15 protein-coding genes and 1 tRNA gene are annotated in these 13,977 nt (G+C 49.3%); 6 read left to right on the plus strand and 10 right to left on the minus strand.

The features are described 5' to 3' along the window. Nucleotides 1-82: 82 nt before the first annotated feature. From FJ444_RS02780 to FJ444_RS02795, 4 genes are all read right to left on the minus strand, one after another. A complete protein-coding gene (locus tag FJ444_RS02780) occupies nucleotides 83-817 on the minus strand; it encodes an LrgB family protein (protein WP_140956377.1) in 735 nt (244 codons plus the stop codon). Further along, nucleotides 814-1,188 (minus strand): CidA/LrgA family protein, encoded by a 375-nt coding sequence (locus FJ444_RS02785; RefSeq protein ID WP_140956378.1) that lies wholly within the window; start codon nucleotides 1,186-1,188, stop codon nucleotides 814-816. The genes FJ444_RS02780 and FJ444_RS02785 overlap by 4 nt, the downstream gene beginning before the upstream one ends. A gap of 96 nt (nucleotides 1,189-1,284) precedes the next feature. Further along, nucleotides 1,285-2,154, minus strand: a complete 870-nt coding sequence (locus FJ444_RS02790; RefSeq protein WP_219993861.1) for a LytTR family DNA-binding domain-containing protein — start codon at nucleotides 2,152-2,154, stop codon at nucleotides 1,285-1,287. A gap of 63 nt (nucleotides 2,155-2,217) precedes the next feature. Continuing rightward, a complete protein-coding gene (locus tag FJ444_RS02795; protein WP_140956379.1) occupies nucleotides 2,218-2,556 on the minus strand; it encodes a DUF3718 domain-containing protein in 339 nt (112 codons plus the stop codon). Nucleotides 2,557-2,888: 332 nt separating this feature from the next. Between FJ444_RS02795 and FJ444_RS02800 the strand changes: the two genes are divergently transcribed. Next, nucleotides 2,889-3,557 (plus strand): hypothetical protein, encoded by a 669-nt coding sequence (locus FJ444_RS02800; protein ID WP_181405039.1) that lies wholly within the window; start codon nucleotides 2,889-2,891, stop codon nucleotides 3,555-3,557. 35 nt (nucleotides 3,558-3,592) lie between these two features. Here the strand turns inward: FJ444_RS02800 and FJ444_RS02805 are convergent, their stop codons facing one another. Next, entirely contained in the window at nucleotides 3,593-3,922 is a 330-nt protein-coding gene (locus FJ444_RS02805) for a hypothetical protein (protein ID WP_140956380.1), read from the minus strand. A 269-nt stretch (nucleotides 3,923-4,191) separates the two neighbouring features. On the opposite strand from FJ444_RS02805, the gene FJ444_RS02810 reads away from it, so the two are divergent. Both FJ444_RS02810 and FJ444_RS02815 read left to right on the plus strand, forming a co-directional pair. Beyond that, nucleotides 4,192-4,268: transfer RNA gene (locus FJ444_RS02810), tRNA-Ile, on the plus strand. Between the two features lie 201 nt (nucleotides 4,269-4,469). Then, complete coding sequence (locus FJ444_RS02815; RefSeq protein WP_140956381.1) at nucleotides 4,470-4,937, plus strand: PEP-CTERM sorting domain-containing protein; 468 nt, start codon at nucleotides 4,470-4,472, stop codon at nucleotides 4,935-4,937. 228 nt (nucleotides 4,938-5,165) lie between these two features. Here FJ444_RS02815 and FJ444_RS02820 read toward each other — a convergent pair whose 3' ends face one another. After that, nucleotides 5,166-5,891, minus strand: coding sequence for a hypothetical protein (locus FJ444_RS02820; protein ID WP_140956382.1), 726 nt, complete (start codon nucleotides 5,889-5,891; stop codon nucleotides 5,166-5,168). Between the two features lie 462 nt (nucleotides 5,892-6,353). Between FJ444_RS02820 and FJ444_RS02825 the strand changes: the two genes are divergently transcribed. Next, the gene (locus tag FJ444_RS02825; RefSeq protein ID WP_140956383.1) at nucleotides 6,354-7,034 is read left to right on the plus strand and encodes a cupin domain-containing protein; all 681 of its coding nucleotides are present in this window, start codon (nucleotides 6,354-6,356) and stop codon (nucleotides 7,032-7,034) included. A 77-nt stretch (nucleotides 7,035-7,111) separates the two neighbouring features. Here the strand turns inward: FJ444_RS02825 and FJ444_RS02830 are convergent, their stop codons facing one another. From FJ444_RS02830 to FJ444_RS02845, 4 genes are all read right to left on the minus strand, one after another. Further along, nucleotides 7,112-7,615 (minus strand): CreA family protein, encoded by a 504-nt coding sequence (locus tag FJ444_RS02830; RefSeq protein WP_140956384.1) that lies wholly within the window; start codon nucleotides 7,613-7,615, stop codon nucleotides 7,112-7,114. An 84-nt stretch (nucleotides 7,616-7,699) separates the two neighbouring features. After that, nucleotides 7,700-9,229, minus strand: a complete 1,530-nt coding sequence (gene hutH, locus FJ444_RS02835) for a histidine ammonia-lyase (RefSeq protein ID WP_140956385.1) — start codon at nucleotides 9,227-9,229, stop codon at nucleotides 7,700-7,702. Continuing rightward, nucleotides 9,229-10,917 (minus strand): urocanate hydratase, encoded by a 1,689-nt coding sequence (gene hutU, locus FJ444_RS02840; protein ID WP_140956466.1) that lies wholly within the window; start codon nucleotides 10,915-10,917, stop codon nucleotides 9,229-9,231. Before hutU ends, hutH begins: the two co-directional genes overlap by 1 nt. After that, nucleotides 10,917-11,711 carry a UTRA domain-containing protein gene (locus FJ444_RS02845; RefSeq protein WP_140956386.1) on the minus strand — a complete coding sequence of 265 codons (795 nt, stop codon included), beginning with the start codon at nucleotides 11,709-11,711 and terminating at the stop codon, nucleotides 10,917-10,919. The genes hutU and FJ444_RS02845 overlap by 1 nt, the downstream gene beginning before the upstream one ends. 108 nt (nucleotides 11,712-11,819) lie before the next feature. Here FJ444_RS02845 and hutI point away from each other — a divergent pair, with 108 nt between their 5' ends. Then, on the plus strand, nucleotides 11,820-13,034 hold the full coding sequence (gene hutI / locus FJ444_RS02850) for an imidazolonepropionase (RefSeq protein ID WP_140956387.1): 1,215 nt from the start codon (nucleotides 11,820-11,822) through the stop codon (nucleotides 13,032-13,034). Continuing rightward, complete coding sequence (gene hutG, locus FJ444_RS02855; RefSeq protein WP_140956388.1) at nucleotides 13,027-13,971, plus strand: formimidoylglutamase; 945 nt, start codon at nucleotides 13,027-13,029, stop codon at nucleotides 13,969-13,971. The genes hutI and hutG overlap by 8 nt, the downstream gene beginning before the upstream one ends. Nucleotides 13,972-13,977 lie beyond the last annotated feature (6 nt).

Genomic DNA, 13,977 nt, shown 5'->3' on the forward strand with positions numbered 1-13,977 from the left:
AGCAGTAGTCTGGTAAAAATCAATGTTTGTAGCCGAATTTATACGTGTTACGGCGACACTAAGTCAGTGCTGCTTTTCGCTCCTACAACAGCAACGGTAAAACCACGGCAGTCATCACGCCATTCAGACACAGTCCCACAGTGGCCAGTGCGCCCTGCACTTCCCCCATATGAAGCGCTTTGGCAGTGCCCACCGCATGGCATACTGAACCCAGCGCCACACCTTGCGCTTCGGGCTGAGTTACGTTGAGCAGTTTATAGGTAAGCGGCGCTGCCAGTGCGCCAACTATTCCGGTAATGATCACAAACACAGCAGCCAAAGCGGGAATTCCCCCAATCATTGCACCGGTTTCCATCGCCAGCGGGCTGGTGATGGATTTTACTAACATGGTTAGCTGGATGGCCATGGGCGCATCAAAGGCATATACCATCCACCAGGCAAGGACTGGCGCAATGATTCCGCCCGCAGCAACACTTATCACCAGCGGCCAGCCAAGTTGGCGAATTCGCTGCCAGTGGTTAAACAAGGGTACGGCAAGCGCCACGGTGGCGGGCCCAAGCAACCAATGCAATAAACTGGTATCCAAACGATATTGCTCTACCGGCGTACTGGTAACCGTTAAAAGCAACGCTATTCCAACTGCGGTAATGGTTAACGGATGAATAAGCGGATGATTATTCAAGCGTCGAAATAACCACACTGCGCCAGCATATATCAGTAAGGTAATTGCCAGCCAAATAACACTGTGCAGACTCAGCGTGTTTTGAACGACTTCCAGCAATTCATTCAGGGTAAGTTGAAGTGCATCGTGATTCATTTACGCGAACCCCGATAATTGTTGCTCAGGATACGCTGCGCCACCCACGCAGTAAGGCCCATGCTGATTACCGTAGTTGCAACCAAGGCCAGTACAATGCCAATTAAATTTTGTTTCACCTCTGGCCAGAACAACATTACGCCTACCACCGCAGGCACAAATAACAGCGACATATGCCCGAGCAAAGGCTGAGAAGCATGCCCCATGCTTCCTGGCGATCGTCCTCGAAGCAGCAGGATCCCAAGTAGCAGTAACATGCCCAACAGCGCCCCCGGTAGTGGCACACCTGTTAACTTAACCAGACAGTCTCCAATCAGATAACAGCAAACAATACCAACAAATCCCAATCCGTTGGCGACAACCTTTGGCATACACAACCCTGCAGAATTTAAACGCGTTTCATCATAACCGCCTGGCGCGCACACCACCAGCCGACTTGGGTCGTAGATAAAGGATATAAGCAGTTATTATGTAGGCCAGACTTTGCCATCGAGATAACGTAGGCATTGTGGCAGTAATCTGCGACTGATTTTCAATCGGCTGCCATCCTTCAGCTCAACATAGTTTACCGCCGGACTTAGCTTGGTAAGCCCTTTAACGTGATGCAGATTGATGATCACTGAGCGATTAACCCGTAAAAACCAGGATTGGGGTAAGCGCTGCGCTAATTCTGTTAGGGTGGATCGCACAATAAGGGTTTCTTCCTGGGTGTACACGCACATGTAATCTCCCGCAGCCTCAACATAGCGAATACGTTGCCAGTCGACGCAGTGCCATCCACAACTGCTGCGCAGTGATATTTGATGATGCGGTGCGGTACTTCGCGTTTTCAACGCTGACAACTCCTGCAGTAAACGCGCCGGTGAGCACGCTCGCTGCCAGCTCAACCGCTTTATTATCCATTGCCACTTCAGGGCATTAATTCGCGCATAATACGCGTCAATCAAATCCGTTATTTGCCGCTGTCTCAGTTCCGTTGGTGCATCAGGCTGATAAAAGCGACTGATCCCTTTGGCAAAACCATCGATGGCCTGCTGGTTGTTGTAACCGCACAGCACACTGAGTTCGCAACGCGGCGCATCAAGCGATAGCAACGACAAATCGTGACTACCTACCACCAGAATTTTCAGACTGCCATGTTCGGCAACGCTCTCCTGCGTGCTGAGCCCGGGATGTTGCAAACGGGCCTGAAAACAAAACTGCGTGTGCAGATCCGTGGTAAATTCAAACTGACATTCAGGCAAAGTGAGTTCTTGCAAGCTAAGTGAAAAAGCCTGCGCCAGTTTACCCTGCGTCATAACGAACGTGATTGGCTCAGTTCGCGCTGCTGTTAACACAGTGCTTCCTTATGAAAAAAGAGGCAGCCAACTGGCAGCCTCAAGCCCAGGGAAAGGAAAAACTTAGCGCTTTGCAGTGAGGCTGCGCTCAGCCAGATTGGTTCGCTTGGCAATGATTGCGCCGGTTTGATTAGCGTTATTTAACATGGCAAAGCTATACATATCCTGGCCATTACACACCAATCCGTTGGCCAGTACGCGATAGCTAACACCGCTGCTTTTCACGGCTTTATGCAGTGCAATTCTACTGTCGTCTTTAATGGCCTCACACACCGCTACCAACTTTTGTTCCATCGCAGCAGACATAGTGGCAGCCTGAGCTGAGCTCATTGCAGCCATAACGCTTACAGACATCAATGCGGCAATAGCCAGTGGGGCAGAAATACGGTTACTTACTTTCATGATCTTATCCTCTGATTAACTCGATGCTGCGCAGGGAAACACAGCAAGACTTTCCGGTACGCCCCTATACAGTAGAGACAGAACGTAAAAAGGTTGTCTCAGAAACGTTAAATTGCTGCTATTTGAGATTTTGCGATAAACGGGATATAACTGCAGTTAAACGGTCGGATTAACCTTCAGGTTAGTCGTGCAGACCACACAATTTGTAACATTCGAAGAAAGGAGCAGATTGATTCATTACTGCGTTTTGCGCATTGCTATGCTGCGTTCGGACACGCAACAGTGGATTAATCCGCGGATTGTCGCTTCGCAATCTGTATAAAGGAATAACCGTGTTAACCCATAAACAATATGAGGAAGTAAAACACCTTATCGCACCGGGCGACATCATTGCCTTTGGTGGTACCAGTCTATTTTCTCGCTGGGCAAAATTCACTACCCGTTCAGTGGTTACCCACACCGCTCTGGTTGTAGATACGCCCGACACGCCAACTAACCAGCACCTCAACGACCTCACTATGATTGAAGCAACGTCAATCAAAGGCAAAAAAGGGGTGATGTATAACTACGTGGGAGAACGCATTCGCACCTACAAGGGCGATATCTGGTGGTTGCCCCTTCACAACGATGCCAAAGCCTCACTGGAAGACAACTGGATTACCTTTCATGAATTCCTGGCTGACCAACTAAACAAATCCTACGATATATGGCAATTGTTTGGGGCAGCAATCGACACCTTCGACGACCACAAATGGTTCAAATGGCTAACCTACAACAGGCGTAAATTTAATCGCTGGTTTTGTTCTGAACTGGTGGCAGAAGGACTGCGACATGGCGGCATCCTGAATGAACTCAATGCGTCTGAAACAACGCCCAAGGATTTGTGTCAGTTTAATATTTACGATCGCCGATACGTGCAGCTAAAAGGCAAACCCAAAGCTATTCATGGATTTAACACACTCAATCCTGACGGATGGGGAAATATCGAAGATGCTGGATGACAGGCCATTCAAGGAATGGCCGAGGTAACACCGCGTTAAAAAATGCTGTCCTGGTGAACACGGATGAACATATCTGTACCCGCTTTCGAATAGTCCACTTTGTATTCTTTACCACTTAAGGTTTGAATAAAAATCAGCGTTTTTTCGTCGCCGAACACATCGCTGGTAGTAACGTCTACCAGTTCCATGTCCATCATTTTTGCCTCACGTTTATTCTCAGGCACCTTTCCGGTGTACTCTTTAATGCCGCGGAACGTTACCACGATAGGTGGAGCGTCACTGCCATTAAGAACTAGCAAATCAAACTTGCGTACTTTGTGAATAAGCGTGTTTCGGCCACTAACCAGGTATGGTTTTTCAGTCATTATTATTCTCCAGATGAATTGCCGATTCGAAGAAAATCCTACTAAGTAGCTGAAAGATAGCAGACAAACTCCGCTTTTGCACTAATCTATGGCCGCCATTGACGGCAAATATAGCCCTCAAGTAAATAACCGCTGAGGCACAAAGACTTAAGTGATGAAAATTCGCGCAATTGAGCAATTTTGAGTATTGAGATGGGGTGACAAGCACACAAAAACTGCTTATACTTGCGCCCGCTAATCGATAGATAGCACCTCGCAACAATTCAAATGGCCCTATAGCTCAGTTGGTTAGAGCACACGACTCATAATCGTTAGGTCCCTGGTTCAAGTCCAGGTGGGGCCACCATTTTCTCCTGATATTCATACTCTGAAGTTCAAAGTTACCACCTAATTACTATATGCTAAAGAAAGTTAGCACCAAGGTAAAAAGCGTCCATTTATTTTACAACTATTATTCAAAATAAAATTAAATAATTGATTTTAATAAAAATAAATCCTGGCATGGAAAATGAATAGCATTTAGTAATTACAATGCGAGGATTTAATTATGAAGTACTTTTTTGCAATTATAATGTTGTCTTTTATGGCTTTTAATACAAATGCCACCCTGATTAGCACCACTGCTGGTGAATACGACGTAAATACCTATTTGTGTACTTTCAACGACGCAGCTTGTCTGGATGTTCTGGACGACCAGGTTTGGTGGCAAAATCAATCGCTTGCGCAGGAATTTTCAACTGTTCTCGGATCGTTTTTTGGTAGTATCAATCCCTTTCCATCAACAAATTACACAGTTTACTTTGCTTTTGATTTTGGTGTTGCTTCGAGTGTAGTTGCCGGTTGCGAACTCGCCCTTGGATGTCATTTGAATTTAACTTCATCAGAAAATCCAAGATACTGGGCGGTCGCTACAGCATCGTCTACATCAACTCCTGCAGTTCCGGCACCTGGTTCATTACTACTTATTTTACTTGGTGCGTTGGGAATTTGCCTGAATCGCGTCAAATCAAAATAGTTTGGTTCGAGCAAAGCCGACGCTACACCATATTTAGCGTCACAAAAGAACAGTCAGTGGGCCACAGATTGTGGCTCACTTAAGTAACTCAGCATATACCCTCATCAAGCCCTTAATAAGTAAGCTTTGAGCATAGCAAGTAATGTAACTTTCTTTGATAGCCACATTTTATAACGCCCGCATTCTTATAAAACACTCTTATAGCCCAGCTAAATAACCCACCTTTAATCAATTATCAGACGTCGATTTCAATATGTGCATTGTCTCTGTAATGATCACACTATGTCCGTTCGGGCATTCAATACGTTCAAAATTCCACCCAATCTTTAACGCTTCTTGCTTTATAACTAAGCTATTGTTTTCATATATTTTATTGCACTGCTTGCAAAAACACTGGCCAATTCCCTTTGCAATCAGGTCTCGTTCGATATCCCGAAAATCATCCCATTCCTCAGGAACACAACTGCAAACATCCTGCGAGGAGTCGGCCTGGGCAACCCACTTTTTAATTGCCGCAGCGTGATCATAAATGCTCACTTCATCTTTCACGTAGTGAGCAAAGTGCGCGAACACCTGCTCGCTTTCAAAAACAAACATTGCTTCCGTATTGTCGCAAAACCGGCTGTTTCTTGACGTTGTATAAATATATTTGCCACAGGGAGGCGGGCTGTTCCATAGCTCAAGAACTCTTTTTCTTCGTTTTTCGAGTTCAGCATTTGATGGCAGCGAAAGTACATCGTAAGACTTATATTCAAGAACTGATTTCAGTGACCTTTCTTGAAAAAGGACAAATAAATACATCGGCCACAAGATGATATTCAGCGGTAGCGTCGCGATAAGTAATTTTAGTGGGAATGGCTTCTCTAAACTGGCTCGAAAAAATAGATGCGCGGCAAAAAATAAAGCCGATACAACCGTTCCGATCAACAAATAGACAATCAATATTTCTATCAAATTCGCACCAGTTTAAAATTAGCTGTGCATTAATTATCAGCACGATATTGGCTGGAATGCTACTAAATGAATAGGAAGCTTCAAAAACTCATGACTACCATTACGTAAAATTGCTATTTAATCTGCAGCCCCCTTTTTCTTTCTAATCACTAATGATCTGCCCCCGGACCGCATCAGCCAATCTTGTAGATACTGTGGTTAGCTCGGTGATTTAAATTCGCCATTAGCAGTTTATTCCTGAAATCACTGACAGAATTGACAAAACACAACCATACAGAAACGCACTCCAGGCTCTTTACGAATTCAAAAGTCTATCGCTTACTGCGGATAACGCAGGCTCCCCTAATTGCTGTATCCATTTCTTTAATATCAGGCAAAACACATCAACATCAAATACATCCTCGGATAAACCAATTTCGGCAAATTCAAGTACAATCTCAGGTATTCCTTTTCGAGGTAAACATGAAAATAAACGGCGATTTTTCTCAGCGTGTTGTAATTAAACCTGAAGATTATGCCTATGTGCCTTCGCCATTACCTGGTGTTACGCGCATGATGCTGGATCGGGTGGGTGGCGAGGTGGCACGGGCAACCAGTATTGTGCGTTACGCGCCTGGAGCCGGGTATACGTCTCATGTTCATAATGGCGGCGAGGAAATCCTGGTGCTATCAGGTACGTTCAGTGACGAACATGGCGATTATCCGGCTGGCACCTATCTACGCAATCCACCGGGCAGCGCACATACGCCTTATTCTGCAAACGGCTGCACCTTGTTAGTAAAGCTCTGGCAGTTCGCCCGTACAGACACCCAACCGGTAATGTTGAATACACGCGAAGCACACTTTTTACCGGGCCTTGTAAATGGGCTGTCGGTATTGCCTTTACATGAAAACGATGGCGTGAGTACAGCACTGGTGCGCTGGGCCCCAAACACGCAGTTTAGCCCGCATACCCATCCGGGCGGCGAAGAAATTCTGGTTCTGGATGGCTGCTTTTACGATGAGCATGGCACGTATCCACAAGGCAGTTGGATCCGCAGTCCCCGCTATTCAACACATACCCCGTTTACCCGCGATGAAGGCGCGCTGATTTATGTGAAGGTTGGCTTTATCGGGGCAAATTTACTGGGCGACAGCTTATAACCGCTTTAGGCGCGCGCAGCCAGCAGTGTTGTCTGCGCGCAATATGCCATATGCCTTAACGCTCGTTTGCGTAAGTATTAATCCTGCACTGGCACAGTAACGAACGCGTCGGTATCCCATAGCGGTACGGTGGAAATGCTGTGCTTGTAGCTACCTGACGTTTCTTTAGTGCTGTAAGAAAGGTAAATCAGGGTTTGCGATTTTGCGTCGTAAATACGGCGTAGCTTCATGTTTTTGAAGAACACACTCTTGGATTTTTTGAAAATCACTTCGCCTGAGTCTGATTTATCGATGGCGGCTATCATCGCGGCATTGATTGGCCCGGTTTGACGGCAGGCTATAGAGCTATCAGAGGGATCAGACAAATCCAAATCCGCTTCAATACTGGAAATATGGCAGGTAACGCCGGTTACTACCGGATCCTGCAGGGCGTCAATTTTAATGTCTTTGGTAGTGAACACACCCAGCGACACATCGCCCACTTCACTGTCGCTACAGCCTGATAACCCGAGTGCGCAAGCCAGCGCCACTATTGGGAACACCGAAGAAACCACTGATTTGGCACACCGTTGAATACGCATTTTCGCTTCCTTTTGAACCAACACCATTAACTATTACAAGAGCGGGGCGGCATCTACATAACGCCGCCCACCCACTTTATTCTGCTATTCACTATCCAGCAGTTGTAATTGTGTAGTGTCCATCAAATGATGGCGTTTAATCAACTGTTTCGCTGCTTCAATATCAGGGGCGAAATAGCGATCCTTGTCGTAAAACGGCACCTCGTTGCGCAGCAGCTGCATTAGCGCTTGCAACCGGTTGCTGGTTTTCAACGGCCTTCTGAAATCCAGTCCCTGACACGCTGCCAACCATTCAATAGCCAGAATGCCTGCCACGTTGTCGAAGATGTCACGTAAACGGCGCGCCGCAAAAGTCGCCATAGATACGTGATCTTCCTGGTTGGCCGAGGTTGGCAACGAGTCAATCGACGCCGGGTGTGCGAGCGTTTTGTTTTCACTCGCCAGAGCTGCACACGTTACCTGAGCAATCATAAAGCCAGAGTTCACGCCACCGTTTTCCACCAGAAATGGCGGCAAGCCACTTAAATGGGTATCGATCATCAGCGACATTCTGCGCTCCGACAACGCGCCGATTTCCGACAACGCAATCGCCAGCATATCAGCTGCCATGGCAACGGTTTCGGCGTGGAAGTTACCGCCCGAGAGAATATCGCCGGTGTCAGCAAATACCAGCGGATTGTCGCTTACGCCATTGGCTTCGGTTACCAGGATCTGCTGCGCAAAGCGCAACTGCTGTAAACAAGCGCCCATTACCTGAGGCTGACAACGCAGTGAATAGGGATCCTGCACTTTGGTGCAGCCTTGATGTGAGTGTCCAATTTCGCTGGTAGCCAGCAGTTCACGGAACGCCGCGGCTACGTCGCTTTGGGTTTGGTGGCCGCGCACAGCGTGAATGCGGTCGTCAAACGGCACACGGGAACCCAGCGCGGCATCTACGGTTAACGCGCCAATGCCAATGGCGCTATACAGCGCGTTTTCTGTGTAGAACAAGCCTTGCAGTGCAAAGGCTGTTGATGCCTGCGTGCCGTTTAGCAGCGCTAACCCTTCTTTTGGCGCAAGCGCGATGGGTTCAAGCCCGGCTATGCTGAGTGCGCGCTTTGCATCAATGCGCTCACCGCGATAAAACGCTTCGCCTTCGCCCAGCAGCACCACGCTCATATGGGCCAGCGGCGCTAAGTCGCCACTGGCACCCACCGAGCCTTTTTCAGGTATGGCGGGATACACTTCAGCGTTGTATAGCTTGATCAGGGCTTCCACTACACCTAAACGAATCCCTGAGTAGCCGCGAGCCAACGAGTTAATTTTCAGTAGCATTAGTAAACGCACTGTGTCTTCGCTCATGAAATCACCGGTGCCTGCCGCGTGCGACAACACAATACTGCGCTGTAACAGCTCCAGTTCGTTTACGTCGATGCGGGTGTTGGCAAGCAAACCAAATCCGGTGTTAATGCCATACACTGTGCGGTTTTCTTTAATCACATCCAGTACCGTTTGTTCAGCCGCCTGAATGCCGGCTTTGGCGCTGTCATCCAGTGCAAGTTCAACGTGTTCGCGAAATACCGTGCGCAGTTGTTCCAGTGTCAGCGTGCCGGGAATAAGGGTTAACGACTTCATTATTTATCTCCCTGTTGGCGGGCAACATCCAGCATCGGCAAATCCAAATTGTGCTTACGTGCGCAATCTTTCGCTATGTCGTAACCCGCATCGGCATGGCGCATTACGCCGGTGGCAGGATCGTTGTGCAGAACCCGGCCAATACGTGCGTCGGCCTCTTTGCTGCCATCACATAAAATCACTACGCCGGAGTGCTGGCTAAAGCCCATGCCTACACCGCCACCGTGGTGTAAGCTCACCCAGGTGGCACCACCTGCCGTGTTGAGCAGTGCGTTAAGCAATGGCCAGTCTGACACGGCATCAGAGCCGTCCATCATGGCTTCGGTTTCGCGGTTTGGCGATGCAACCGATCCAGAATCCAGGTGATCACGGCCTATCACAACCGGCGCGCTCAGTTCGCCATTGCGTACCATTTCGTTGAATGCCAGGCCCAGCTTCTGACGCTCGCCTAACCCAACCCAGCAAATGCGTGCTGGTAAGCCCTGGAACTGAATGCGCTCACGCGCCATGTCCAGCCAATTGTGTAAATGCGGGTTGTCTGGGATAAGCTCTTTTACTTTGGCATCGGTTTTATAAATATCTTCCGGATCACCCGATAGCGCCGCCCAGCGGAACGGGCCTATGCCCTCGCAGAATAACGGGCGAATATAAGCCGGTACAAAGCCCGGAAAATCAAATGCATTGGCAACGCCTTCTTCCAGCGCCATTTGGCGAATGTTATTGCCGTAGTCCAGGGTTGCCGCGCCAGCGGTTTGAAACCCCAGCATAGCCTGAACCTGTTTTGCCATAGATTGCTTAGCGGCTTTCACTACACTGGCTTCATCGGTGAGTCGCTGCGCTTTTGCCTGCTCCAGTGTCCATCCACTGGGCACATAGCCGTTAAGCGGATCATGCGCACTGGTTTGGTCGGTTACCACGTCCGGAATTATGTTTCGGGCCAGCATTTGCGGGAACACTTCCGCAGCGTTGCCCAACAAGCCAACAGAAATAGCCTCACCAGCCTGTTTGGCCGCTTCAAGCATGGCCAGTGCCTCATCTAAACTGGTTGCCTTTTTATCCACATAACCCGTTTTTAAACGAAAATCGATACGGCTTTCATCTACTTCCACGGCCAGCATGGAAAACCCCGCCATGGTAGCGGCCAGCGGCTGCGCGCCGCCCATTCCTCCTAACCCACCGGTTAAGATCCAGCGGCCTTTGCTGTCGCCATTAAAGTGGGTTTTCGCTACGCTTACGAAGGTTTCGTAGGTCCCCTGCACAATGCCCTGCGAACCAATGTAGATCCACGACCCGGCGGTCATTTGGCCGTACATCATCAGCCCTTGCTTATCCAGCGCGTTAAAGTGCTCCCAGTTTGCCCAGTGAGGCACCAGATTCGAGTTGGCAATAAGCACCCGCGGCGCGTTTTCATGGGTAGGAAACACCCCTACTGGTTTACCCGATTGGACTAGCAGGGTTTCATTGTTATTTAGCCGCTTCAGTACCTCACAAATTTTGTCGAAGGATTCCCAGTCGCGGGCTGCACGGCCAATACCACCATATACCACCAGGCTTTGCGGATGCTCGGCCACTTCCGGATCCAGGTTGTTCATTAGCATGCGCAGCGGCGCTTCGGTTTGCCAGCTTTTAGCGTTTAACGTGGTGCCGCGTGGCGCGCGGATCTCACGGGTAGGGTCGAAACGTGTCATCATTTCTCCGGGGTAATTGTTGTTTTAGTTTGAAAATCCAGATGGCCGCCAAGTCGGTATCGACTACCAGGATGGTAGAGCACAGCATGGCTCACCACGCCCTGTTTTCTTCGCTTCTCGGCTGACTTACCGGGTGTGTGTCCTGACGCGGTAACCAGCGGAGAATGAATAGAAGAATAGGTACGGCGGCTCACCTTCAGGCAAGGCTCTGTGGGTTGAATATGTAATTCGTGGGCAATATCAGCGGCCGCCAGTACGGCTTCCACACTGTGGTCGGCCATGGTTAATGGCGCCACCTGATTAAGGTAGTAGTTAGCGGTTTGTGCGTGAAAATCGCTGCGCAGATAGTCTGGTGCCCAGGCGGGATTTACCCATCTGTCTTCATATTGAACCGGCAAGCAGTTCTCGCTATGCACAATCACACTGTGAAATACCTCATCCCCTTCATTAACCGCAAGTTGCGCGGCTATGCTGTGATCAGCGCGACGGGTTTCAAGCAACACAATGTGGTTGGAATAACGATGCCCACGTTGTTCAATTTCATCGCGAATGCTTTTAATTTCGAGCATTGAACTCATGGGGCGATGGTCAGACACAAACGTGCCCAGCCCCTGACTGCGCATCAGAATGCCCTCGTCCACCATGTCACTCAACGCACGTCTGGCAGTCATGCGACTCACGCCGTGCTCCTGTGCCAGTTGATTCTCAGACGGTACCTGATCACCTGGCTTCATGTGCCCGGCTTCTATGGCATCCAGAATAAGGGATTTAATGGCAATGTATCTTGGTTGCATACGCGCGTTCAGGTTAACTATTTGTAACAAGCATACTTGTATATACAAGTATGTACAAGTATGCTTATCTCATCTTTTATGCAGCCGGAATGCTTTTACGGAACGCTTATGTCTGTGCAGTTCGATACTCTTATTTACAATGTGCGTATTGCGTCTATGCAGCCCAATGGCCTGCCCTATGGCGAATTATCTGAATCCGTAGTGGCTTTACACAACGGCTTAATTGCTGGGCTATATCACGCTGACGCCCTTAGTGAATTATCAGCAAACACCCGTATTAACGGCCACCAGCAATGGTTATTGCCCGGCTTTATCGACTGTCATACGCATCTGGTGTTTGGCGGCGATCGCGCCAACGAATTTGAACTGCGCTTGCAAGGCGTAAGCTACAAAGACATTGCCCTGCAAGGCGGAGGCATTAAGAGCACCGTAGCAAAAACGCGCGCCGCCAGCGAAGCGGAACTGCTTAACAGTGCGTTAAAGCGCGCCAAACGTCTTACCGAGGAAGGCGTTACCACGGTTGAAGTGAAATCCGGATATGGCCTCGACAACGACACGGAATTGCGCATGTTGCGGGTGGCTAAATCCCTCGAAAGCCAGCTTCCGGTCAGAATTTCAACCACCTACTTAGGCGCACATGCCTTACCCCCGGAGTTTGCCGATAACGCCGACAACTATATCGACTTTGTGTGCCAAACGGTGTTGCCCAATGTTGCGTCACAACAGTTAGCAAACGCCGTAGACGTGTTTTGTGAGTCCATTGGTTTTACCACCGCGCAAACCGAACGCGTGTTCCAGGCTGCCCAACAATGTGGTATTCCGGTAAAAGCCCATGTTGAACAACTCACCGACAGCAAAGGGGCGGTACTGGCAGCAAAATACAACGCTTTATCGGTTGATCATATTGAGTACCTGGCCGAGTCTGACATTCCGCACCTGGCAAACAGTGGCACTGTAGCCGTATTATTACCGGGCGCATTTTATTATTTAAATGAAGTGCAAAAGCCCCCCGTAACGGCGCTTCGCCAGCACAATATTCCTATGGCAGTCGCTACCGATTTAAACCCCGGCAGTTCGCCAATCGCGTCGCTGCTCACCGCCATGAACATGGCCTGTGTGCTGTTTGGATTAACCCCGGAAGAATCGCTAAGAGGCGCTACGCTAAATGCGGCACTCGCATTGGGTCTCAGTGACAGAGGCGAAATTAAACCCGGCAAACTGGCCGATTTAACCTTGTGGGACATCAACACGCCTGCCGAACTGGTGTATACCTTAAACGGGCATCGCCCAACACACGTGTTTTTTGGAGGCCAACATGTTTAACTGGCAGGGTCGCACCGATACCGAAGACGGCGCAAAAGGGCTGCGCTGGCATCAGGTAGTCAATCAATCTGGGGATACTCCGTTGCCAATGCTGTCACTGGTGGGGCTTGCCTGTGATTTGGGTGTACAAGCCAACAAAGGACGGCCAGGAGCCTGTAATGGGCCAAATGCCATCCGCGAAGCGCTTGCCAATCTGCCCTGGCACTGGAATGCGCGGTTACAGGATGGTGGCGATATTCAGGCCGAACAGGATTTAGCAGCAGCACAGTTGCACTATGCCAACGCAGTCACCGAAGCCCTCAGGCAACAACACGTTGTGTTGGGCTTAGGCGGCGGACATGAAATTGCCTGGGGTAGTTATCAAGGATTATTGAATGCGTTACAGCACACGTCTGATGAACCACAAACCATTGGCATTATTAACTTTGACGCCCACTTCGACCTGCGCCGCCCGGCGCCGCACACCAGTTCAGGTACGCCATTTCGGCAAATATACAACCATTGCCAGCAGCATGGGCACGCTTTTCACTATGCCTGTTTAGGTGTCTCAAAAGCAGCCAACACCCAGGCGCTATTTGACTTTGCCAACGTCACCCAAACCCGTTATTTACTGGACACCCACTGTACGCTGGAGGCCGCAACCGCCCTGCTTACCCCCATGTTGCAACAAATCGACCAGCTCTACGTAACGATTTGTCTGGATGCCTTCCCGGCTTCCGCGGCACCGGGCGTAAGCGCACCCAGTGCGCTGGGTATCGACGTGCGGTTTGCTATTAACATGCTTCATTATCTGGCAAAGCAGCAACAGCCACTCAACTACAAGTGGACATTGTGTGATATCGCCGAAATGAATCCCGGCTTCGACATAGACAAACGCACCGCCAGGCTGGCAGCGCGTTTGGGATTTGAAGTAGCGGATGCAATTTTCGAGGGCTAAGAAAAA

The sequence above is a fragment of the Aestuariibacter sp. GS-14 genome (assembly GCF_006494365.1).
GTDB classification, from domain to species: domain Bacteria; phylum Pseudomonadota; class Gammaproteobacteria; order Enterobacterales; family Alteromonadaceae; genus Alteromonas; species Alteromonas mangrovi.

Bases quoted from the DNA above. Each gene is read 5' to 3' on its own strand.
- FJ444_RS02780 (WP_140956377.1), bottom strand. From the start codon at position 817: ATGAATCACGATGCACTTCAACTTACCCTGAATGAATTGCTGGAAGTC.
- FJ444_RS02785 (WP_140956378.1), bottom strand. From the start codon at position 1,188: ATGCCAAAGGTTGTCGCCAACGGATTGGGATTTGTTGGTATTGTTTGC.
- FJ444_RS02795 (WP_140956379.1), bottom strand. From the start codon at position 2,556: ATGAAAGTAAGTAACCGTATTTCTGCCCCACTGGCTATTGCCGCATTG.
- FJ444_RS02805 (WP_140956380.1), bottom strand. From the start codon at position 3,922: ATGACTGAAAAACCATACCTGGTTAGTGGCCGAAACACGCTTATTCAC.
- FJ444_RS02815 (WP_140956381.1), top strand. From the start codon at position 4,470: ATGAAGTACTTTTTTGCAATTATAATGTTGTCTTTTATGGCTTTTAAT.
- FJ444_RS02825 (WP_140956383.1), top strand. From the start codon at position 6,354: ATGAAAATAAACGGCGATTTTTCTCAGCGTGTTGTAATTAAACCTGAA.
- FJ444_RS02830 (WP_140956384.1), bottom strand. From the start codon at position 7,615: ATGCGTATTCAACGGTGTGCCAAATCAGTGGTTTCTTCGGTGTTCCCA.
- hutH (WP_140956385.1), bottom strand. From the start codon at position 9,229: ATGAAGTCGTTAACCCTTATTCCCGGCACGCTGACACTGGAACAACTG.
- hutU (WP_140956466.1), bottom strand. From the start codon at position 10,917: ATGACACGTTTCGACCCTACCCGTGAGATCCGCGCGCCACGCGGCACC.
- FJ444_RS02845 (WP_140956386.1), bottom strand. From the start codon at position 11,711: ATGCAACCAAGATACATTGCCATTAAATCCCTTATTCTGGATGCCATA.
- hutI (WP_140956387.1), top strand. From the start codon at position 11,820: ATGTCTGTGCAGTTCGATACTCTTATTTACAATGTGCGTATTGCGTCT.
- hutG (WP_140956388.1), top strand. From the start codon at position 13,027: ATGTTTAACTGGCAGGGTCGCACCGATACCGAAGACGGCGCAAAAGGG.